Source organism: Umezawaea sp. (genome assembly GCF_057122925.1).
Window position 1 is genome coordinate 17238 of record NZ_DBNGPQ010000013.1, and the last position, 20005, is coordinate 37242.

A 20005-nucleotide genomic window follows, 5' to 3' on the forward strand; every position below is an offset into this window, starting at 1 on the left:
ACAGGTCGTTCCCCGCACGGGCGGGTGGCGTGCGCCCGGAGCGTTCGCGGCCAATTGACACGCCTCCGTCACCCCGGGGGCTGACCTCCCAGTGCGACTCCAGTCGGTTGTGCGGCCGTCTTCCCCGCTGCGAGCCTCGGTCCGTCCGCCGGTCCTCCGGCGGACGGACAGGACCTAGGGAGGAACCTGTGCGACTGATCACCAGGGCGTTCGGCGCCGTGATCACCAGTGGGAGCCTGCTCGTCGGAGCGGGGTTGGCGGGAGCGGCCCCGCCGGAGCAGGCCGGTGTCGACACGCTCGGGGTCGTGGGGTCGATCGCGTGGGCTCCCTGCGAAACCGGGGCGCCCGAGGGCGTCGAGTGCGGCACGCTCAGCCTGCCGATCGACTGGAACGAGCCGCGAGGCGAGAAGTTCGACCTCGCCGTCGCCCGCCGCAAGGCGACCGACCCGGCCAAGCGCGTCGGCATCATGCTGATCAACCCCGGTGGTCCCGGCGGTTCCGGCGTGAGCGCCGCCTACGACGCGAACACCTACTTCAGCCCCGAGGTCCAGGCGAGCTTCGACATCATCGGCTTCGACCCGCGGGGGGTCGCCCGCAGCCAGCCCGTGCGGTGCTCGGTGGACCTGCTGAACGCGCAGCCGTCGCTGTTCCCGACGAACCAGGCCGAGTTCGACCGGCTCAAGGAGTACAACCGGGACCTGGCGGACGACTGCCGGGCCCGGAGCGGCCCGATCTTCGACCACGCCGACACGATCGCCGTCACCAACGACATGGACGCCATCCGGCACTCCCTGGGCGAGCGGAAGCTCAACTACTACGGCATCTCCTACGGCACGCTCATGGGCCAGCAGTACGCCGAGCGCTTCGGCCACCGCATCCGCGCCATGGTGATCGACAGCAACATGGACCACAGCCTCGACGTGAAGGCCTTCCACGCCACCGAGGCCGCGACCGCCGAGGACTCGTTCGTCGAGTTCGTGGAGTGGTGCGACCGCACGGCGGACTGCGCGCTGCACGGTCGTGACGTCTCCGCCTACTGGTACGACCTGCTGGCGAGGGCCGAGCGCGGCGAGCTGGGGGATCCCGACGACCCGACCGTTCCGGTCAGCGCCGAGACCCTCACCAGCTTCGCGTTCAGCATGGGCTACGGCCCGAGCTGGTACTACATGGCGGACTGGTTGAACCGCATCGGAGCCACCACCCCGCCGCCCGCCTCCGCCGCCACCGCCTCCGCGGACGAGGTCGCGCGGAACCCGTTCCAGGCCGTCTTCTGCCAGGACTTCCAGTACCGGGTGAAGAACGTCCGCGAGTTCGAGGGCCTCGTCGCCGAGGCCCGGCGCCTGGCCCCGCACGTGCGCGGCAGTTCGCTGGGCCACTACGCCGTGGCGAGCTGCGTCGGGTACCCGGCCAAGGCCAACAACCCGCAGCACAGGCTGCGCATCACCACCGCCCCGAAGATCCTCATGCTCAACGCGCTGCACGACCCGGCCACCGCCTACGCGTGGGCCGACAACGCGCACGAGCAGAGCAGGGACAAGACCGTGCTGCTCACCTACGAGGGCTGGGGCCACGGCGTCTACCAGCGCTCGGACTGCACGAAGGGCGCCACCGACGGCTACCTGATCAACCTCACCGTCCCGCGCGACGGCACCCGGTGCGCCGCGGTGGAGCCGCAGTCGGGCCCGACGGCGCTCGACGCCGCCGCGTCCACCCTGCCCGCGGGCCCGAAGCCGGGTCTGCCGGGCTGGCAGCGCTGACCTGACGGGGTGGGGTGCCGACCGCGTTCGGCACCCCACCTCCGCGGGCGGGATCGATCCGGTGACCTCGAACGGGCAACTGGTGCTCAACGGCGACCCCTGACGGGGACGGGCCACGTGCTCGCGGCGGGCAACCCGTGCGGGCCGGTCCGAGACCCGCAACGCCGTTGCGTCGGGTGTTCGCCAAGGTCGTGAGGCCCGATCGAGACGCTCGCGAAGCACCTGAACAGATCAACGTCACCAGCGCACAGTCACGTCCGGAAATCCAGGATCGTGACCGCAACTTGTCCGATAAACCGCCGGAAACCTATCCGTAACACCAGGCGTCGCACAGTTCACCTGCGCGAAACCTCGGGCGCAACCAGGCGAAACAGGACACTTCGATGCTCCCTGCAACCGACATGCAGTGGAGGTCGACGTGGATACAGGGGACACCGCCTGGGTGCTGACCAGTGCCGCACTGGTGCTGTTGATGACACCGGGACTCGCCTTCTTCTACGGAGGTATGGTCCGTTCGAAGAGTGTGCTCAACATGATGATGATGAGCCTGGGCGCCATGGGCGTCGTGGGTGTCCTCTGGGTGCTGTTCGGGTACTCCACGGCATTCGGCTCCGACGTCGGTGGCGGTCTCGTCGGCAAACCGTTCGAGTTCTTCGCGCTCGACGGCCTGCTGGGCAAGGAATCGCTGTTCGGCACCATCCCGAGCACCGTGTTCGTCGCCTTCCAGGCGATGTTCGCGATCATCACGGTGGCGCTGATCTCCGGTGCCATCGCCGACCGCGCCCGCTTCGGCCCGTGGCTGCTCTTCGCGGGCCTGTGGGCCACGGTCGTGTACTTCCCGGTCGCGCACTGGGTGTTCGACTTCGACGTCAAGGACGCCGACGGCAACGTGACGAGCGCGGGCGGCTGGATCGCCAACAAGCTCCTCGCGATCGACTTCGCCGGTGGCACGGCCGTCCACATCAACGCCGGTGCCGCCGGTCTCGCGCTGGCCATCGTGCTGGGCAAGCGCGTCGGCTGGCCCAAGGACCGGATGAAGCCGCACAGCCTCCCGCTGGTCGTGCTCGGCGCCGGTCTCCTGTGGTTCGGCTGGTTCGGCTTCAACGCGGGCTCCGCGCTGGGCGCCAACGCCACCGCCGGTGTCACCTTCATCAACACCACCGTCGCCACCTGCGCCGCCATGCTCGCCTGGCTGCTGGTGGAGCGGATCCGCGACGGCCACGCCACGACCCTGGGCGCCGCGTCCGGTGTCGTCGCCGGTCTCGTCGCCATCACCCCCGCGTGCTCCTCGGTCACGCCGCTCGGCGCCATCGCGGTCGGCGCGATCACCGGCGCGCTCTGCGCACTGGCGGTCAGCCTCAAGTTCCGCTTCGGCTTCGACGACTCGCTCGACGTCGTCGGCGTGCACCTCGTCGGTGGTCTGTCCGGCACCATCCTGATCGGCTTCTTCGCCAGCTCCGCCGCTCCGGCGGGCATCGACGGGCTGTTCTACGGCGGCGGTGTCGACCAGCTCTGGCGCCAGGCGGTCGGCGCGGTCGCCGTGCTGCTCTACTCCTTCGTCCTGAGCCTGGCCCTCGGTTACCTGGTCAAGTTCACCGTCGGCTTCCGGGCCGACGAGGAGGCCGAGGTCGCGGGTGTCGACGAGGCCGAGCACGCCGAGACGGCCTACGAGTTCGGCGGCTTCACCGGTTCGCGTGGAGCCGGCAAGGTCAGTGCGGCCGCGGGTGCGTCCGCGGTCCTCGAGGGGAGCAAGTCGTGAAGCTGGTCACCGCCATCATCAAGCCGTTCACCCTCGACGACGTCAAGGCCTCGCTGGAGCAGCTCGGCGTGCTCGGCATGACGGTCAGCGAGGTCCAGGGCTACGGCAGGCAGAAGGGCCACACCGAGGTCTACCGCGGCGCCGAGTACGCCGTCGACTTCGTGCCCAAGCTCCGCATCGAGGTCCTGATCGACGACACCGCCGTGGAGAAGGTCCTGGACGCGGTCGTCGAGGCCGCCCGCACCGGCAAGATCGGTGACGGCAAGGTCTGGGTCACGCCGGTCGAGACGGTCATCCGGGTCCGCACGGGGGAGCGCGGGTCGGACGCTCTGTGACGCGATGAAGTTCGAGACGGGGCATGCGGGAGCGTCATCCGCATGCCCCGTCCGGCCTATTTACGGGGAATGAGGCCTGATGGACGGCGTCTCGGCCGAGGCGAACGCTGGTTCGGAGATCGTGACCGCTGACGACCTGGTGAAGGCCCGCGACAGACTGCTGGCACCCGGTCGCAAGCGGCTGACCGGAGAACTCCTCCGTGAAGCACTGGTCGACCTGCACGAGTTCTGGCTGACCGCGCACGCCGCGAGCGCCGGGGTCGCGGGCTCCGGCATGGCGCTGGTCGCCGTCGGCGGTCTCGGGAGACGGGAGCTCGTGCCGTACTCGGACCTCGACCTGGTCCTCGTCCACAACGGGCACAAGGGGATCGACGCGGTCGCCGACAAGCTCTGGTACCCGCTGTGGAACTCCGGCGTCGGCCTCGACCACTCGGTCCGCACGGTCGGCGAAGGCCTCCGGGTCGCCGCGGGCGACCTGCGGACCGCGCTCGGGCTGCTCGACGTGCGCCACCTCGCGGGTGACCCCGAGGTGTCCCAACGGCTCGCGGACAGCGCGCGCCAGGCGTGGCGCTCGAACGTCCGCACCCGGCTCGACGAGATGAGCGAGTCCGCGCAGCGCCGGTGGGCGCGCAGCGGGGAGATCGCGCACCGCGTCGAACCGGACCTCAAGCACGGCCGCGGCGGTCTGCGCGACGTCACGCTGCTCGACGCCCTGTCCGTCGCCCAGCTCACCGACCGCGCCTCCGTCGAGGTCAACGACGCCCGCAGGCTCCTGCTGGACGTGCGGACCGAGCTGCGCCGCGTGGCCCGCAAGCCGCGGGACGTGCTGCGCGCCCAGGACGGCGACGAGGTCGCCTCCGCGCTCGGCCTGACCGACCGGTTCGCCCTCGCCCGCGCGCTGTCGTCGGCGGCCCGCACGGTCGTCTACGCGGTGGACGTGGCCATGCGCACCGCCCGCGCCGCCGCGCCGAAGCGCGGCCTCGGGGCGTTCGCCAGGTCGCCGCTGCGCCGCTCGCCCGCCCGCCGTCCGCTGGACGAGGGCGTGGTGCTGCACGGCACCGAGGTCGCGCTGGCCCGCGACGCCATGCCGAACCGCGATCCCGCGCTGCTGCTGCGGGTCGCGACGGCCGCCGCGCGCAGCAAGCACCCGATCGCCGCGGGCACGCTGTCGCGGCTCGCGGACTCCGCTCCGGAGCTGCGCCAGCCGTGGCCGCGGGAAGCCCGCGAGGAGCTGCTGGCGCTGCTGGGCAGCGGATCGGGGCTCATCGACGTGGTGGAGGCGCTGGACCGCACCGGGCTGTGGGGCAGGCTCTTCCCCGAGTGGGGCGCGGTGCGCGACCTGCCGCCGCGCGACGCCGCGCACATGTGGACGGTCGACCGGCACCTCGTGCAGGCCACGGCCCACGCCGCGCGGCTGGCGACCACGGTGTCGCGGCCGGACCTGCTGCTGCTCGGCGCGCTCGTGCACGACATCGGCAAGGGGCGGCAGGCCGACCACTCCGAGGTCGGCGCCGCGCTCGCGACCCAGATCGGCGAACGCCTCGGCCTGTGGCCGCACGACGTGGACACGCTGGCCGCGATGGTCCGCCACCACCTGCTGCTGCCGCACACCGCGACCCGCCGCGACGTCGAGGACGACGCGACCGTGCACCGCGTGGTCGACACCCTCGGCGGCGACCCGGTGCTGCTGGAGCTGCTGCACGCGCTGGCGGAGGCCGACTCGCTGGCCACCGGCCCCGGCGTGTGGACCGACTGGAAGGCCTCGCTCATCGCCGACCTGGTGCGGCGCTGCCGGACCGCGATGGCGGGCGACCCGCTGCCCGCCCCGGAACCGCTGGACCCGGAGCAGCTCGACCTGGCGGTGCGGGTCGCCGGGACGGGCAGACCGGACGTGCTGATCAGCCCGGTCGACGGCGCGGCGCTCGTCACGATGGTCGCGCCTGACCGGCCGGGTGTGCTCTCGCGGGCCGCGGGCGTCCTGGCGCTCAACTCCCTGGAGGTGCACGCGGCCACGCTGCGGGCGCACGAGGGTGCCGCGGTCGACGTGTTCACCGTGTCGCCGAGGTTCGGGTCGCTGCCGGACGCCTCCCTGCTGCGCGAGCAGTTCTCCAGGGCGGTGGACGGGTCGCTGCCGCTGGCGGACAAGCTCGCCGCCAAGGAGCGCGACTACGGCGGCCCGCCGCAGGACCCGCCACCCGCCAGGACGCTGTGGTTCGACGACGAGTCGACCGGCGCCGTCGTGCTGGAACTGCGCGCGGCGGACCGGATCGGGCTGCTGCACCACGTGGCGGACGCGCTGGAGCAGTGCGGCGTCGACATCCGCTGGGCCCGCGTCGCCACGCTCGGCGGCACGGTCGTGGACTCGTTCAGCCTGACCACCGACGGCGGCGCCGTGGACGGCGCGCTGCGCGGGAAGATCGAACGGCTGGTGCTCGCGGCCTCCCGGTGAAGTTGCGTAGTTCTGCGCACAACCGATCCGGGTGCTCACGCTCCCGGCCCCCCTCCGGTCCGGGCAGGCTCGTGCCCGTGGCCCGAGGGGGTGGGTCGCGGGTGGGGAGGCGGCCCGTCGAGGGGTCGGGCCGCCCCCCAACTTCGGATGAACCGGACTAGCAGGACGAACGTCCTCCTACTATGGAGTTGATGACTGCCGTCGCGGTTCGGCCACGTTCCCTCGTTGTCCTGGCCGGTTTGCCGGGGGCGGGCAAGAGCACCTTGTTGGCGCGCCTCGAATCGGGGGACGCGCCCGTGGTGGTGCTCGACTCCGATCAGGTGCGGGCCCGCCTGCGCGCTTCGTTCCCGGCTGACCTGCCCTACCGCTACTACCGCCCCCTGGTGCACCTGGTGCACCGGATGAGGGTCCTGCTGTTCGCCATCGGCGGCACCGGTCTCCTGGTCGTGCACGAACCGTCGACCAGGCCCACGACCAGGGCTTGGCTCGTCCTGATCGGGATGCTCACGGGCCGCCACCGGCAGTTCCTCTGGCTCGACGCGACCCCGGAGCAGGCCATGGCGGGCCAGGTCGAACGCGGGAGGCTCGTGCGCGGCGGCTCGTTCGCCCGGCACGTCCGCCGCGCCGCCTGGCTGCGCGACCGGTTCGCCGAGGGCTGGGTGCCGAGGGGGTGGCACGGGATGACCGTGCTGACCCGCCGGGACCGGGTGCGGCTGTCCGTGACACCCGACTGATCCGGGGCGGCTACGCTGGTCGGTGCTCCATCCGACGACGTGCGAGGTCTGGCGGCACCGTGTTCAACACCCTTTCCGACCGGCTCACCTCGGTCCTGCAGAACCTGCGGGGCAAGGGGCGGCTGTCCGAAGCCGACATCGACGCCACCTGTCGCGAGATCAGGGTGGCGCTGCTGGAGGCCGACGTCGCGCTGCTCGTGGTGCGGACGTTCATCGCGAAGATCAAGGAACGCGCCAAGGGCGCTGAGGTCTCCGGCGCGCTGAACCCGGCCCAGCAGGTCATCAAGATCGTCAACGAAGAGCTGATCGGGATCCTCGGCGGTGAGACCCGCAGGCTCAACCTGGCGAAGAACCCGCCGACCGTGATCATGCTCGCCGGCCTCCAGGGCGCGGGCAAGACGACCCTCGCGGGCAAGCTCGCGAGGTGGCTGAAGACGCAGGGCCACACGCCGATGCTCGTCGCGTGCGACCTCCAGCGCCCGAACGCGGTCAACCAGCTCCAGGTCGTCGGCGAGCGCGCGGGCGTGCCCGTGTACGCCCCCGAGCCGGGCAACGGCGTGGGCGACCCGGTCGACGTCGCCCGTCGCGGCATCGAGGAGGCGCGGCGCGCGCAGCACGACGTCGTGCTCGTCGACACCGCGGGCCGCCTCGGCGTCGACGCCGAGCTGATGCAGCAGGCCAAGGACATCCGCGAGGCCGTGCAGCCCGAGGAGGTCCTGTTCGTCGTCGACGCGATGATCGGTCAGGACGCGGTCAACACCGCCCAGGCCTTCGCCGACGGCGTCGGCTTCACCGGCGTCGTGCTGACGAAGCTCGACGGCGACGCCCGCGGTGGTGCCGCGCTGAGCGTCCGCGAGGTCACCGGCCAGCCGATCCTGTTCGCGTCGAACGGCGAGAAGCTGGAGGACTTCGACGTCTTCCACCCCGACCGGATGGCGAGCCGCATCCTCGGGATGGGCGACGTGCTGACCCTGATCGAGCAGGCCGAGCAGGCCTTCGACCAGGAGAAGGCCGAGGTCGCCGCGCAGAAGATGGGGTCCGGCCAGCTCACGCTGGAGGACTTCCTTGAGCAGATGCTCGCCATCCGCAAGATGGGGCCCATCGCGAACCTGCTGGGCATGCTGCCCGGCGCGGGCCAGATGAAGGACCAGCTCGCGATGCTGGACGAGAAGCACCTCGACCGCGTGCAGGCCATCATCCGCGGCATGACGCCCGCCGAGCGCGACGACCCGAAGATCATCAACGCCTCCCGCCGCCTGCGCATCGCGAACGGCTCCGGCGTGAAGGTCAGCGACGTCAACGACCTCGTCAACCGCTTCTTCGACGCCCGCAAGATGATGTCGCAGATGGCGGGCCGCTTCGGGATGCCCGGCAGCGGTGGCGGCAAGAGCAACCGCAAGGGCAAGAAGGGGAAGAAGGGGAAGGGCAGCGGTCGCGGCCCGACCCAGCCGAAGATCAAGGGCGGTTTCCCCGGCATGTTCCCCGGTGGCATGCCCGGCATGCCGCCCGGCGCCGGTGGCGCTCCCGAGCTGCCCCCCGGCCTCGGTGGCCTGAACGACCTGCCGCCGGGCTTCGACCCGTCGAAGTTCAAGTTCGACAAGTGACGGTGGCCTGCGCATGAGCGGCATGCACCTGCGCGGCGTCGTCCTGCCGGACGGCGACCAGCGCGACCTGTGGGTGGTGAACGGGCGCATCCGGACCCGCGAGGTTCCGGGTGCGCGCACCGTCGTGGACGGCGGCTACCTGCTGCCGGGCCTCGTGGACGCGCACTGCCACGTGGGCATCGGCCCGAAGGGGCCGGTCGACCTGGTCGAGGCGGCGCGGCAGGCGGAGGTCGACCGCGACGCGGGCACCCTCCTGCTCCGCGACTGCGGCGCCCCGCTGGACACCCGTCCGCTCCAGGAGCGGCTGGACCTGCCCAGGATCATCCGCGCCGGGCGGCACCTGTCCCGCCCGAAGCGCTACGTCCCGTACCTCGGCGCGGACGTCGAGGACCCGGCCGACCTGCCCGCCGCCGTGGCGGAGCAGGTCGCCTACGGCGACGGCTGGGTGAAGCTCGTCGGCGACTGGATCGACCGCGGCGTGGGCGACCTGGCCCCGCTCTGGTCGGACGACGTGCTCACCGAGGCGATCAAGGTCGCCCACGAGGGCGGGGCGCGCGTCACGGCCCACGTCTTCGGCGAGGACGCCCTCCCCGGTCTGCTCCGGGCGGGCATCGACTGCATCGAGCACGGCACCGGGCTCACCGACGACACCATCGCGCTGATGGCCGAGCGCGGCACGGCGCTGGTGCCGACCCTGGTGAACGTCGAGACGTTCCCCGGCATCGCGGACAGCGCGACCAGGTACCCCGTCTACGCGTCCCACATGCGCTCCCTGCACGCCGGGGTGGCCACCACGGTCGCCAAGGCGATCGAGGCGGGCGTCCCGGTCTACGCGGGCACGGACGCGGGCGGCGGCATCGCCCACGGCCTCATCGTGGACGAGGTGGAGGCCCTCCACCGCGTCGGCATGACGGCGGAGCGGGCCATCGCGGCCGCCTCCTGGTCGGCCCGCGAGTGGCTGGGCCACCCCAGCCTCACCGAGGGCTCGGCCGCGGACGTCGTCGTCTACGACGCCGACCCCCGCACCGACCTGGGGGTCCTGCGCCACCCCAAAATGATCATGCTTCGGGGTCGCGTCCACTAGCCGGGTGTTCGCCGGGGCGCCCGCCCCACCTCGACGGACACCACCCGCACCGCCGGGTGGCACCGAAGCGCCACCGGCGCGGAAGGCCTCCATCCGGGTTGTCCTGTTCGGCCCAGCGGTCAAGTCACCAGTACGTTCGTGCGGGTGGAGGAACCCAACCCCGAACGCGCGCACTGGGCGTTCGTCGCCTTCTTCACCGGCCTGGCCGGCTACTACCTGGCCACGCTCGCCGTCACCGCCCTCACCGCCGAGCGCTTCGAGCGGTTCGACGTCAGCAGCCCCCCTGTGCTGGGTCCGCTGCTGCTGCTCCTCTTCCTCCCCAACGTCCTGCTGGGCGCGGGCCCGGCCGCCATCTCCCGCTTCCGGGGCGACGGACCCGCGAAGGAGTTCGGCCTCAAACCGACCTGGCGGGACGTCAAGGTGGGCCTGGCGTGCGGCGGGCTCTCCCTGCTGGTGGCGTGGATCGTGGCGCTCCTCCTGCTCAGCGTCCGGCGGGACACCGCCGAGTCCAGGTCGGCCCTGGAGGACATCGGCCTGCTCTCCGGCGGCCGGTCGGTATGGCTCGCCGTGGCCGCCCTGTTCGTCTTCGCCGGAGCCCCGATCACCGAGGAGCTGCTCACCAGGGGAGCCCTCTGGAGGGCCCTGGAGCACCACCGCGTCCCCCGCACCACGATCCTCGTCCTGACCGCGTTGATCTTCGCCTTCCTGCACGAGGAGTCCTGGCGCACGCTCGGCCTCTTCGCGCAGGGCATGGCGATCGGCGCCGCGCGGATGATCACCGGGCGCACCTCGTCGAGCATGGTGGCCCACGCCACGAATAACCTGCTACCAGCGGTGTACCTGTACGTGGGCGCCTCCTGATTAGGGTGATGACTCGTGAACCCACCGCTCGAACCCCCACCGCAGGGACTGCTGGCCAGCGTCCGCGCGGTGAGCCGGGAGCCCGAACCCGAACGGGAGGGGCAGCGCTGGGGCTTCGGCGCGTTCCTGCTCGTCGAGGCCGTCTTCATCCTCAGCGCGGTGTTCATCACCGCCATCGCCACCACGTCGGGGGCCGACCTCTCGACGTCGATGTCGTTCCTGCTGATCGGCTCGATGCTGCCGACGGTGCTGGCGGCGGTCGTCGCCGTCGTGATCACGTACGTGCGCGGCAACGGCCCGCTGATCGACCTCCGCCTCGGCTGGGACTGGGCCGACGTCAAGGTCGGCCTCAAGCTCGGCGCCCTCGGCATCCTGCTGACCTACGTGGCGGCGACGGTGTGGGCGCGGGTGGTGGGGGACAAGAACGCGACGTCCGCCATCGGCGAGCTGGTGGACGGCACCACGATGCCGGTGTCGGCGGCCGTCGTGATGTTCCTCTACGTCTGCTTCGTCGGCCCGGTCTGCGAGGAGCTGATCTACCGCGGCCTGCTGTGGGGGGCGATCGAGCGCCAGGGCTGGAGCCGCTGGGCCGCGTTCCTGCTCACCACGCTGATCTTCGCCGCCAGCCACCTCGAACCCCTGCGCACGTCGCTGCTGATCGTCGTCGCGCTGCCCATCGGCATCGCCAGGCTGATCACCCGCAGGCTCACCGCGAGCGTCGTGGCGCACGTGGTCAACAACTTCCTGCCGGGCCTGACGGTCCTGCTCATCGCACTCGGGGTGATGCCGTCGTGATCGACCTCAACAGCGACCTCGGCGAGGGGTTCGGCGTCTGGCGGCTCGGCGACGACGACGCGCTGCTCGCCGTCGTGACGAGCGCGAACGTCGCCTGCGGCTTCCACGCGGGCGACCCGTCGACCATGCGCCGGGTGTGCGCCGCGGCGGCGGAACGGGGGGTGGCGGTCGGCGCGCAGGTGTCCTACCGCGACCTCGCCGGGTTCGGCCGCCGCTTCATCGACGTCGACCCGGCCGAGCTGGCCGACGAGGTGCTCTACCAGGTCGGGGCGCTCGACGCGTGCGCGAGGGCGGCGGGCACGGCGGTCGCCTACGTCAAGCCGCACGGCGCCCTCTACAACGCGGCCGTGCACCACGGGGCGCAGGCCGCGGCCGTCGTCGACGGCGTGAAGGCGTTCGGCGCGCTGCCCGTGCTGGGGCTGCCCGGCTCGCGGCTGCTGGCCGCCGCCGAGGCCGCCGGGCTGCCCGCCGTGCCCGAGGCGTTCGCGGACCGCGGGTACACGCCCGAGGGCGCGCTGGTGTCGCGCCGCGAGCCTGGCGCGCTGCTCACGGGCACCGCGGCCGTCGTCGACCGGGCCGTGCGATTGGCCGAGCACGGCGAGATCGTGGCCGTCGACGGCACGGTCCTCAAGACCGGCGCGGAATCGCTCTGCCTGCACGGGGACACGCCGGGAGCGGTCGCCCACGCCCGCGCGGTGCGGGACGCGCTGACCTCCGCCGGGGTGAAAATCGCACCTTTCACCCGGCCGATTCGGACCTGAGCGGGGCCGTCTGGCAGAATGGCTGGTTGTTCGCCGAGGCCGGACCCTCTCACCGTGCTGTGGCGCCATGTTCTTTGGGCTTTCCCACCCGTGCCCCACTCGGGTGACGAGCGCCCGCACCTTGGTAAACGAGAGCTTGAGGAGTACCAGTACCCGTGGCCGTCAAGATCAAGCTGCAGCGGCTTGGCAAGATCCGTCAGCCGTACTACCGGATCATCGTTTCGGACGCTCGCACCCGCCGCAACGGCAAGGCCATCGAGACGATCGGCAAGTACCACCCCAAGGAAGAGCCGTCGTTCATCGACGTCGACTCCGACCGGGCGCAGTACTGGCTGGGCGTCGGCGCGCAGCCGACCGAGTCCGTCCAGCGCCTGCTGGAGATCACCGGTGACTGGCAGAAGTTCAAGGGCCTGCCGGGCGCCGAGGGCACCCTGAAGGTCAAGGAGCCGAAGACGCCGAAGGCGGAGCTGTTCGCCGCCGCGCTGGCCGCCGCTTCGTCGGAGCCGATGGCCGAGGCCACCACCCCGAAGAAGAAGTCCGCGAAGAAGGCTGACGCGGAACCTGCCGCCGAGGCGCCCAAGGACGAGGCGTGAGTTTGTTGGCTGACGCCCTCGAACACCTCGTTCGTGGCATCGTCGACCACCCGGACGACGTCCGGGTGACCTTGGTCACCACTCGTCGCGGTCGCACCCTGGAGGTGCACGTCCACCCGGACGACCTCGGCAAGGTGATCGGGCGCGGCGGTCGCACCGCCACCGCCCTGCGCACCGTCATGGCCGGCATCGGCGGCCGTGGCGTTCGCGTCGACGTGGTCGACACCGACCGCTAGCCACAACACGAACACAGAAGTAGGGCATGGACGTCGTCGTCGGCCGCGTGGCCAAGGCGCACGGGATCACCGGTGAACTCGCCGTTGACGTGCGCACCGATTCACCCGAGACGCGGTTCGCGCTCGGTTCGGCACTGGTCGCGAAGCTGCGCGATGGAACGACGCGCACCCTCACCGTCGCAGCCGCCCGGAACCACTCCGGGCGGCTGCTGGTGCGTTTCGAGCAGGTGCTGACCAGGGACGTCGCGGAGTCGTTGCGCGGCACGCTGCTGCTGGGCAGCACGGACGACCTGCCGCCGACCGACGACCCGGACGAGTTCTACGACCACGAGCTGGAAGGCCTGGTCGTCGAGCTGCTGGACGGGTCGAAGGTCGGCACCGTCAAGGAGATCGCCCACACGGCGGGCGCCGAACTGCTCGTCGTCAACCGCGAGGGCGGTGGCGAGCTGCTGGTGCCGTTCGTGCGGCAGATCGTGCCGACCGTGGACGTGCGGGCGGGCCGGGTCGTCATCGACCCGCCGGAAGGCCTGCTCGATGCGGATTGACGTTCTGACGATCTTCCCCGAGTACCTCGACCCGATCAGGGCCGCGCTGCTCGGCAAGGCGATCGACAAGGGCTTGATCAGCGTCGACGTGCACGACCTCCGCGACTGGACGCACGACGTGCACAAGGCCGTGGACAACAGCCCGTACGGCGGCGGTCCCGGCATGGTGATGCGGCCGCAGGTCTGGGGCGACGCGCTCGACCAGGTGTGCGCCGGTGACCCGGCGCCGCGGCTGGTCGTGCCGACCCCGGCGGGGCGGCCGTTCACCCAGGCGCTGGCGCACGAGTACGCGGCCGAGCCGCGCCTGGTGTTCGCCTGCGGGCGCTACGAGGGCATCGACCAGCGCGTGATCGACGACGCGTCCACCCGCATGCGCGTGGACGAGGTCTCCATCGGCGACTACGTGCTCGTCGGCGGCGAGGTGGCGGTGCTGGTGGTGGTCGAGGCCGTCGTCCGCCTGCTGCCCGGTGTGCTCGGCAACCCGCGCTCGGCGGCGGAGGACTCGTTCTCCGACGGCCTGCTCGAAGGGCCCAGTTACACCCGTCCCGAGGTGTGGCGCGACCTGTCGGTGCCGGACGTGCTGCTGTCGGGCAACCACAGGCTCATCGACCGCTGGCGCCGTGACCAATCGCTCGAACGGACCCTGCACAGGCGTCCTGAGCTGCTCGAAGCCCTTCCCGAGGAAGCCTTCGACAAGCACGACAGGGCCCTGCTCGACCGACTCCGGTCGGTGGAGGAGTAGGGTCGATTTCATTCCGGAGGTGCCCATCTGGCACACTGGACAGGTTGCTGCAGCCGGTTATTCGTTCCGGCGCGCGCCGCAAGCCCGCCCCCAAGGTGTCGCACTCTGAAGCTGCATTGCGCTCTGGGGGAGTACGCGAGACATATTGAGGACGAGGACGGACCACCGATGAACACCCTGGACGCTCTTGACGCCCAGTCGCTGCGCTCCGACATCCCCAGCTTCCGGCCGGGCGACACGCTGAAGGTTCACGTCCGGGTCATCGAGGGCACGCGCGAGCGGGTCCAGGTGTTCCAGGGCATCGTGATCCGTCGCCAGGGCGGCGGCATCCGCGAGACCTTCACCGTGCGCAAGGTCTCCTTCGGTGTCGGCGTCGAGCGCACCTTCCCGGTGCACTCCCCGAACATCTCGGAGATCGAGGTCGCGACCCGTGGCGCCGTGCGTCGCGCGAAGCTGTACTACCTCCGGGATCTGCGCGGCAAGGCCGCCAAGATCAAGGAGAAGCGCACCGCCAAGCCGGGCGCCTGACAGCGCTCGCACCCCTACGCGTAGCCTGCCTACGTGGCAGACCCCGTGCGTTCGTCCGCTGACGGCAACGATTCAGATCCCCAGGGTGAAGATCGTGTCAGCGACCAGGCCGTAACCCCCGAGGCCGAGTTCGAGTCCACTCCGGACTCGGCCGGGGGTGGCAGGTCGAAGGCGAAGAAGAAGACCCCGCTGTGGCGTGAACTGCTGATCCTGGCGGGAACCGCGCTGGTGCTCACCTTCGTGATCCAGACGTTCCTGGCGCGGGTCTACGTGATCCCGTCGGCGTCGATGGAGCAAACGCTGCACGGGTGCCCCGGCTGCGTGAACGACAAGGTGCTGGTCGACAAGATCACCTACGACTTCGCCGACATCTCCCCCGGTGAAGTGGTCGTGTTCCGCGGTCCCGATTCGTGGGGCCAGAACGACATCCAGTCCAACCGTTCGGACAACCCGGTCGTCGCCGCGCTCCAGAGCGCCGCGTCCGTGGTGGGCCTCGCGCCGCCGGACGAGCGCGACTTCGTCAAGCGCGTCATCGCCACGGGCGGCCAGACCGTCCAGTGCTGCGACGACAAGCACCGGCTCATCGTCGACGGCAAGCCGCTGGACGAGCCGTACATCTACTGGCAGCCGGGCACCGGTCCCGAGGACCACGAGCCCTTCGAGCCGGTCAAGGTCCCCGAAGGCCACCTCTGGGTGATGGGTGACAACCGCACGAACTCCACCGACTCCCGCAAGCAGGGCGGCGGCGGTGTCGCGGGCACCGTTCCCGAGGCGAACGTCATCGGCAAGGCGCGCGTGATCGTCATCCCGCCGTCCCGCTGGGGCGGCATCAGCGACCACAACCCCCAGGCCATCGCCATCGGCGCCCCGGAGTGGCAGCGCGGTGTGCCCATCGGAGTCGGTATCGCGTCGGCCTGGCCGGTTCTGTTCCTCGGTCGACGACTTCGGAAACACCTGTTCGTGGGTCGCTGACCGGGTCCTCACACGGGGTCTGGGTACTCTGAGCGGGTGGTAGACGTCGTGCCTTCCCGAGGCCCATCCGATGAAGACCCCTATCGCTCCAGCGATGAGGAGGCCGTCGAGGCCTGGCGGGAGCGCGCGCGGAAGGCCCAGAAGGGCAAGCGCAAGGGCTCCTTCTGGAAGGAACTGCCGATCCTGGTGGTCGTGGCCTTCGGGCTCGCCTTCCTGATCCAGACGTTCCTGGCGCGGGTCTACATGATCCCGTCGGAGTCGATGGAGCAGACGTTGCACGGCTGCAACGGCTGCTACGGCGACCGCGTGCTGGTCGACAAGATCACCTACGACTTCAGCGAGCCCGCCCCCGGCGACGTGATCGTCTTCCACGGGCCGCAGAGCTGGCAGAACGACTTCGTCACGGCGGAGCCGACGAACGCGTTCCAGAAGGGCCTGCAAGGTCTCGGCGCGCTCGTCGGCCTGCCGTCGGCCAGCCAGGAGGACTTCGTCAAACGCGTCATCGCCGTCGGTGGCCAGACGGTGAAGTGCTGCGACGACAAGAACCGCGTCACCGTCGACGGCAAGCCGCTCGACGAGTCGTACCTGTACTGGGAGCCGGGCCGGAGCACCGTCCAGGAGTCGTTCGCGGACCTGACGATCCCCAAGGGCTTCCTGTTCGTGCTCGGCGACAACCGCAACGACTCGTGCGACTCGCGCTGCCAGGGCGACGGTCGGGAGGGCGGGCTCGTGCCGATCGACAACGTGGTGGGCAAGGCCCGCATGATCGTGCTTCCCCCGGCTCGCTGGCAGGGCGTCTCGGACCACAACCCGCAGGGCCAGACCGTCGCGATGGGCGCCCCGGCGTGGCAGGCCGCGGTGCCCGCGGGCATCGGCGTCGCCGCCGCGTGGCCCGTGCTGCTGCTGGGCAAGCGGGCGCGGGCCAGGTTCCGCCGCAAGACCCTGGGATAGGGTCGTCGGGTGATCCGCAACCCACCCCGCGTGGTCGTCCGGCGCGACGCCGGGATCTGGGCCCTGCAGGCCGCGCTCGACCGCCGTGGACTCGGCCCCGTCGCCGGGGTCGACGAAGCGGGCCGCGGCGCGTGCGCGGGCCCCCTGGTGGTCGCGTCGTGCGTGCTCAAGCCCAAGGACGCCGCGCGTTTCGAGGGCCTCACGGACTCGAAGCTGCTCACCGCCGCCGCGCGCGACCGCATGTACGACGTGGTGCTGGCCCGTGCGCTGGACTACGCGGTCATCGTCGTCCCGGCCGCCGAGGTCGACGCGATCGGCGTGCACGTGGCCAACATCGAGGGCATGCGCCGGGCGGTGGCGCGGTTGGGCGACCACCCCGGCTACGTGCTGACGGACGGGTTCCGCGTGCCGGGCCTGACCGCGCCGAGCATGCCGGTGCTCAAGGGCGACCGGGTGGCGGCGTGCGTGGCCGCCGCGTCGGTGCTGGCGAAGGTGACCAGGGACCGGATCATGTCCGGTCTGCACGAGGAGCTGCCGGTCTACGGTTTCGACGTCCACAAGGGCTACTGCACCGCCGTGCACACCTCCGCGCTGGAGGAGCACGGCCCGAGCGCGGAGCACCGGTGGTCGTATGCGAACGTGGCATCAGCCGCGATCCGGCACGGACTTGAGCCGCCACACCGTGTGGCGCGCAGTGTGGCCGCGATCGGCGTGGTCCAGAATGGGGCACCCCCGGTTGCGGGGGCGGCAGGGCTCGCGACGAGGAGGGGCGCGGATTCGATGATTACCCGCGCGGAGGCGTAATGAGTGCAGAGGATCTCGAAAAGTACGAGACCGAGATGGAGCTGTCGCTGTACAAGGAGTACCGCGACATCGTCAGCCAGTTCTCGTTCGTCGTGGAGACCGAACGGCGGTTCTACCTGGCCAATTCGGTCGACGTGCAGGTTCGCAACGCGGACGGCGAGGTCTACTTCGAGGTGCGCATGTCCGATGCCTGGGTGTGGGACATGTACCGCCCCGCCAGGTTCGTGAAGAACGTCCGCGTCATCACGTTCAAGGACGTCAACGTCGAGGAGTTGGACAAGCCCGACCTGCGGCTTCCCGAGGGCGGGCCGTTCGACACCTGATCCACCGGCCGCACGCCGACCTCGGTCCTCAGGGGATCCCTCCGCTGCTGGAGGGGTCCCCTGAAGGCTGTCCCGAGCCTGGTCGCCGCACTACCACACCCCACCGACAATTCCCCCTGCTCAGGCAGCTCAAGATCGCGACCTGTCCACAGCCCCGGCACCTGTCCACAGCCCCGGAGTTCCCCCTGGCCGCCCCCCGCCCCCCTGGGCAGAGTCGAACCAGACGACCGAGGGGGAACGACAGGTGGTGGACGTGGCGGTGGCAGCACGACGAGCCCTGGGCAAGCAGGGCGAGGACGTGGCGTGCGAGTACCTGGAGCGGCAGGGCCTGGTGGTCCTGAGCCGCAACTGGGCGTGCCGGGACGGCGAGCTGGACGTGGTCGCGACCGACGGCGACCAGTTGATCGTGGTGGAGGTCAAGAGCAGATCGGGTGTGGCGTTCGGCAGCCCGCTGGAGGCCGTGACCCCGGAGAAGCTGGCCCGCGTCCGCAAGGCGACCCAGCGCTGGCTGATGGCGTACCGCGTCGGCTGGGTGTCCGTCCGGTACGACGCGATCTCCGTGCTGTGGCCACCGGACGGTGACGTTCGGCTGCACCACCTGAGGGGCTTGTGATGGGCCTCGCGAGGGCCTGGTCCGTGGCGCTCTTCGGGGTGGACGGCGTCGTGGTCGAGATCGAGGCCGACGTGGGCGCGGGCACCGTGAAGACCCAGTTGCTGGGCCTGCCGGACGCGGCCCTGCACGAGTCGAAGGACCGCGTCCGGGCGGCCATCCGCAACAGCGACCACACCTGGCCGAGCCAGCGCGTGACGCTGGGCCTGTCCCCGGCCGCGCTCCCGAAGGGCGGTGCGGGCTACGACCTGGCGCTGGCCTCCGTCGTGCTGGCCGCCGCGGACTCGGTGCCCGCCGACCGCCTGGCGAGCACCGTCCTGCTGGGCGAGCTGGCGCTGGACGGCAGGCTGCGCGGTGTTCGCGGCGTGCTGCCCTCCCTGCTGGCCGCCCAGCGAGCGGGGCTGAGCCGGGCCGTGGTCCCCGTGGAGTCCCTGTCCGAGGCGTCACTGGTCGAAGGCTTGAGCATCCACGGCGCCGCCTCCCTGGCCGAGGTGGTGGCGTGGCTCAGGGGCGACGACACCGCGCTCCGGCCAGCCCCACCACCGGACTCGCCGACGCCGCCCAGCGCGGCCGACCTGGCCGACGTCCTGGGCCAACCCGAGGCCCGCTGGGCGTTGGAGGTGGCCGCGGCGGGCGCGCACCACCTGCTGCTCAGCGGCCCGCCCGGCACCGGCAAGACCATGCTGGCCCAGCGCCTCAGCGGCCTGCTGCCGTCCCTGACCACCCCGGAGGCCCTGGAGGTCACCGCCATCCACTCGGTGGCGGGTCTGCTGTCGACGGACGCACCGCTGGTGGTCGCACCGCCGTTCATCGCCCTGCACCACTCCGCCTCCGTCGCGGCCCTGGTCGGCGGCGGCTCCGGCCTGGCCAAGCCGGGTTCCGCCAGCAAGGCCCACCGCGGCGTCCTGTTCCTGGACGAGGCCTGCGAGTTCAGCAGGACCGGCCTGGACGCCCTCCGCACGGCCCTGGAGGAGGGCGAGGTCCGCCTGGCCAGGCAGGCGGGCACCGTCCGCTACCCCGCCCGCTTCCAGTTGGTGCTGGCCACCAACACCTGCCCCTGCGCCCCGCCGAAGGAGGTCGACTGCACCTGCACCCCGAAGGACCGCCGCAGGTACCTGGCGAAACTCTCCGGCCCACTACTCGATCGGGTGGACCTCCGCGTGAAGATGCGCCCCCTGACAGCCATGAACGGCGCCGAGATCACCACTCCCGAACCCACGGCGGTGGTCCGCGAACGCGTCCTCAGGGCCCGCCGCAGAGCAGCACAACGCTGGTCGTCCCACGGCGAGCCGTGGCGAACCAACGCGGAAGTCCCGGGCCCGTCCCTGCGCAGGGAATTCGCCCTACCGCGAAACACAACAGCCCTCTTGGACCGAGCCCTCTCCACGGGCGCCTTGACGGGCCGAGGAGCGGACCGCTGCATCAGAGTCGCCTGGACCCTCGCGGACCTGGCAGAAGCCCCAACCCCAGACGCCTCCCACGTGGCAGCGGCCCTGGAATTCCGCGAACGCCGCTCGCTCTACTAACCCACCCCACCCCGCCGAACGTCCACCCCCCCCAAC

At 71.2% G+C, this 20005-nt stretch carries 21 protein-coding genes; all 21 read left to right on the forward strand.

Features of this window, described 5'->3' with window-relative positions; translation table 11 throughout:
* The first annotated feature begins 188 nt into the window (after positions 1 to 188).
* Positions 189 to 1757 carry an alpha/beta hydrolase gene (locus AC156L_RS02090; protein ID WP_330878482.1) on the forward strand — a complete coding sequence of 523 codons (1569 nt, stop codon included), beginning with the start codon at positions 189 to 191 and terminating at the stop codon, positions 1755 to 1757.
* A 418-nt stretch (positions 1758 to 2175) separates the two neighbouring features.
* Entirely contained in the window at positions 2176 to 3516 is a 1341-nt protein-coding gene (locus AC156L_RS02095; RefSeq protein WP_330878483.1) for an ammonium transporter, read from the forward strand.
* Positions 3513 to 3851 (forward strand): P-II family nitrogen regulator, encoded by a 339-nt coding sequence (locus AC156L_RS02100; protein ID WP_259628058.1) that lies wholly within the window; start codon positions 3513 to 3515, stop codon positions 3849 to 3851. Before AC156L_RS02095 ends, AC156L_RS02100 begins: the two co-directional genes overlap by 4 nt.
* A gap of 79 nt (positions 3852 to 3930) precedes the next feature.
* Positions 3931 to 6300, forward strand: a complete 2370-nt coding sequence (locus AC156L_RS02105) for a [protein-PII] uridylyltransferase (protein WP_330878484.1) — start codon at positions 3931 to 3933, stop codon at positions 6298 to 6300.
* Positions 6301 to 6491: 191 nt separating this feature from the next.
* Positions 6492 to 7034: an AAA family ATPase gene (locus AC156L_RS02110; protein WP_330878485.1), complete on the forward strand. Its 543-nt coding sequence runs from the start codon at positions 6492 to 6494 to the stop codon at positions 7032 to 7034.
* 59 nt (positions 7035 to 7093) lie between these two features.
* Complete coding sequence (gene ffh, locus AC156L_RS02115; RefSeq protein ID WP_330878486.1) at positions 7094 to 8638, forward strand: signal recognition particle protein; 1545 nt, start codon at positions 7094 to 7096, stop codon at positions 8636 to 8638.
* A 13-nt stretch (positions 8639 to 8651) separates the two neighbouring features.
* The gene (locus AC156L_RS02120) at positions 8652 to 9722 is read left to right on the forward strand and encodes an amidohydrolase family protein (RefSeq protein WP_330878487.1); all 1071 of its coding nucleotides are present in this window, start codon (positions 8652 to 8654) and stop codon (positions 9720 to 9722) included.
* Positions 9723 to 9866: 144 nt separating this feature from the next.
* Positions 9867 to 10583, forward strand: a complete 717-nt coding sequence (locus tag AC156L_RS02125) for a CPBP family intramembrane glutamic endopeptidase (protein ID WP_330878488.1) — start codon at positions 9867 to 9869, stop codon at positions 10581 to 10583.
* Between the two features lie 15 nt (positions 10584 to 10598).
* Positions 10599 to 11378: a CPBP family intramembrane glutamic endopeptidase gene (locus AC156L_RS02130; protein WP_414720003.1), complete on the forward strand. Its 780-nt coding sequence runs from the start codon at positions 10599 to 10601 to the stop codon at positions 11376 to 11378.
* Entirely contained in the window at positions 11375 to 12139 is a 765-nt protein-coding gene (locus tag AC156L_RS02135) for a LamB/YcsF family protein (protein WP_330878489.1), read from the forward strand. The genes AC156L_RS02130 and AC156L_RS02135 overlap by 4 nt, the downstream gene beginning before the upstream one ends.
* A gap of 155 nt (positions 12140 to 12294) precedes the next feature.
* Positions 12295 to 12732: a 30S ribosomal protein S16 gene (gene rpsP, locus AC156L_RS02140; RefSeq protein WP_330878490.1), complete on the forward strand. Its 438-nt coding sequence runs from the start codon at positions 12295 to 12297 to the stop codon at positions 12730 to 12732.
* Complete coding sequence (locus tag AC156L_RS02145; protein ID WP_025360511.1) at positions 12729 to 12968, forward strand: RNA-binding protein; 240 nt, start codon at positions 12729 to 12731, stop codon at positions 12966 to 12968. The genes rpsP and AC156L_RS02145 overlap by 4 nt, the downstream gene beginning before the upstream one ends.
* 26 nt (positions 12969 to 12994) lie before the next feature.
* Entirely contained in the window at positions 12995 to 13513 is a 519-nt protein-coding gene (gene rimM / locus AC156L_RS02150) for a ribosome maturation factor RimM (protein ID WP_330878491.1), read from the forward strand.
* Positions 13503 to 14255 carry a tRNA (guanosine(37)-N1)-methyltransferase TrmD gene (gene trmD / locus AC156L_RS02155; RefSeq protein ID WP_330878492.1) on the forward strand — a complete coding sequence of 251 codons (753 nt, stop codon included), beginning with the start codon at positions 13503 to 13505 and terminating at the stop codon, positions 14253 to 14255. Before rimM ends, trmD begins: the two co-directional genes overlap by 11 nt.
* A gap of 168 nt (positions 14256 to 14423) precedes the next feature.
* A complete protein-coding gene (gene rplS / locus AC156L_RS02160) occupies positions 14424 to 14783 on the forward strand; it encodes a 50S ribosomal protein L19 (protein ID WP_330878493.1) in 360 nt (119 codons plus the stop codon).
* 33 nt (positions 14784 to 14816) lie between these two features.
* Entirely contained in the window at positions 14817 to 15755 is a 939-nt protein-coding gene (gene lepB / locus AC156L_RS02165; protein ID WP_330878494.1) for a signal peptidase I, read from the forward strand.
* 36 nt (positions 15756 to 15791) lie between these two features.
* Positions 15792 to 16706 (forward strand): signal peptidase I, encoded by a 915-nt coding sequence (gene lepB, locus AC156L_RS02170; protein WP_330878495.1) that lies wholly within the window; start codon positions 15792 to 15794, stop codon positions 16704 to 16706.
* A 9-nt stretch (positions 16707 to 16715) separates the two neighbouring features.
* Positions 16716 to 17510, forward strand: coding sequence for a ribonuclease HII (locus AC156L_RS02175; RefSeq protein ID WP_330878496.1), 795 nt, complete (start codon positions 16716 to 16718; stop codon positions 17508 to 17510).
* On the forward strand, positions 17510 to 17833 hold the full coding sequence (locus AC156L_RS02180; protein WP_259628072.1) for a DUF2469 domain-containing protein: 324 nt from the start codon (positions 17510 to 17512) through the stop codon (positions 17831 to 17833). The genes AC156L_RS02175 and AC156L_RS02180 overlap by 1 nt, the downstream gene beginning before the upstream one ends.
* A 259-nt stretch (positions 17834 to 18092) precedes the next feature.
* Positions 18093 to 18446: a YraN family protein gene (locus tag AC156L_RS02185; RefSeq protein ID WP_330878497.1), complete on the forward strand. Its 354-nt coding sequence runs from the start codon at positions 18093 to 18095 to the stop codon at positions 18444 to 18446.
* Positions 18446 to 19969 carry a YifB family Mg chelatase-like AAA ATPase gene (locus AC156L_RS02190; protein WP_330878498.1) on the forward strand — a complete coding sequence of 508 codons (1524 nt, stop codon included), beginning with the start codon at positions 18446 to 18448 and terminating at the stop codon, positions 19967 to 19969. The genes AC156L_RS02185 and AC156L_RS02190 overlap by 1 nt, the downstream gene beginning before the upstream one ends.
* The last annotated feature ends 36 nt before the right edge of the window (positions 19970 to 20005 follow it).

Bases quoted from the DNA above. Each gene is read 5' to 3' on its own strand.
- AC156L_RS02190 (WP_330878498.1), top strand. From the start codon at position 18,446: ATGGGCCTCGCGAGGGCCTGGTCCGTGGCGCTCTTCGGGGTGGACGGC.
- trmD (WP_330878492.1), top strand. From the start codon at position 13,503: ATGCGGATTGACGTTCTGACGATCTTCCCCGAGTACCTCGACCCGATC.
- AC156L_RS02180 (WP_259628072.1), top strand. From the start codon at position 17,510: ATGAGTGCAGAGGATCTCGAAAAGTACGAGACCGAGATGGAGCTGTCG.
- rimM (WP_330878491.1), top strand. From the start codon at position 12,995: ATGGACGTCGTCGTCGGCCGCGTGGCCAAGGCGCACGGGATCACCGGT.
- AC156L_RS02110 (WP_330878485.1), top strand. From the start codon at position 6,492: ATGACTGCCGTCGCGGTTCGGCCACGTTCCCTCGTTGTCCTGGCCGGT.
- AC156L_RS02105 (WP_330878484.1), top strand. From the start codon at position 3,931: ATGGACGGCGTCTCGGCCGAGGCGAACGCTGGTTCGGAGATCGTGACC.
- rplS (WP_330878493.1), top strand. From the start codon at position 14,424: ATGAACACCCTGGACGCTCTTGACGCCCAGTCGCTGCGCTCCGACATC.
- AC156L_RS02120 (WP_330878487.1), top strand. From the start codon at position 8,652: ATGAGCGGCATGCACCTGCGCGGCGTCGTCCTGCCGGACGGCGACCAG.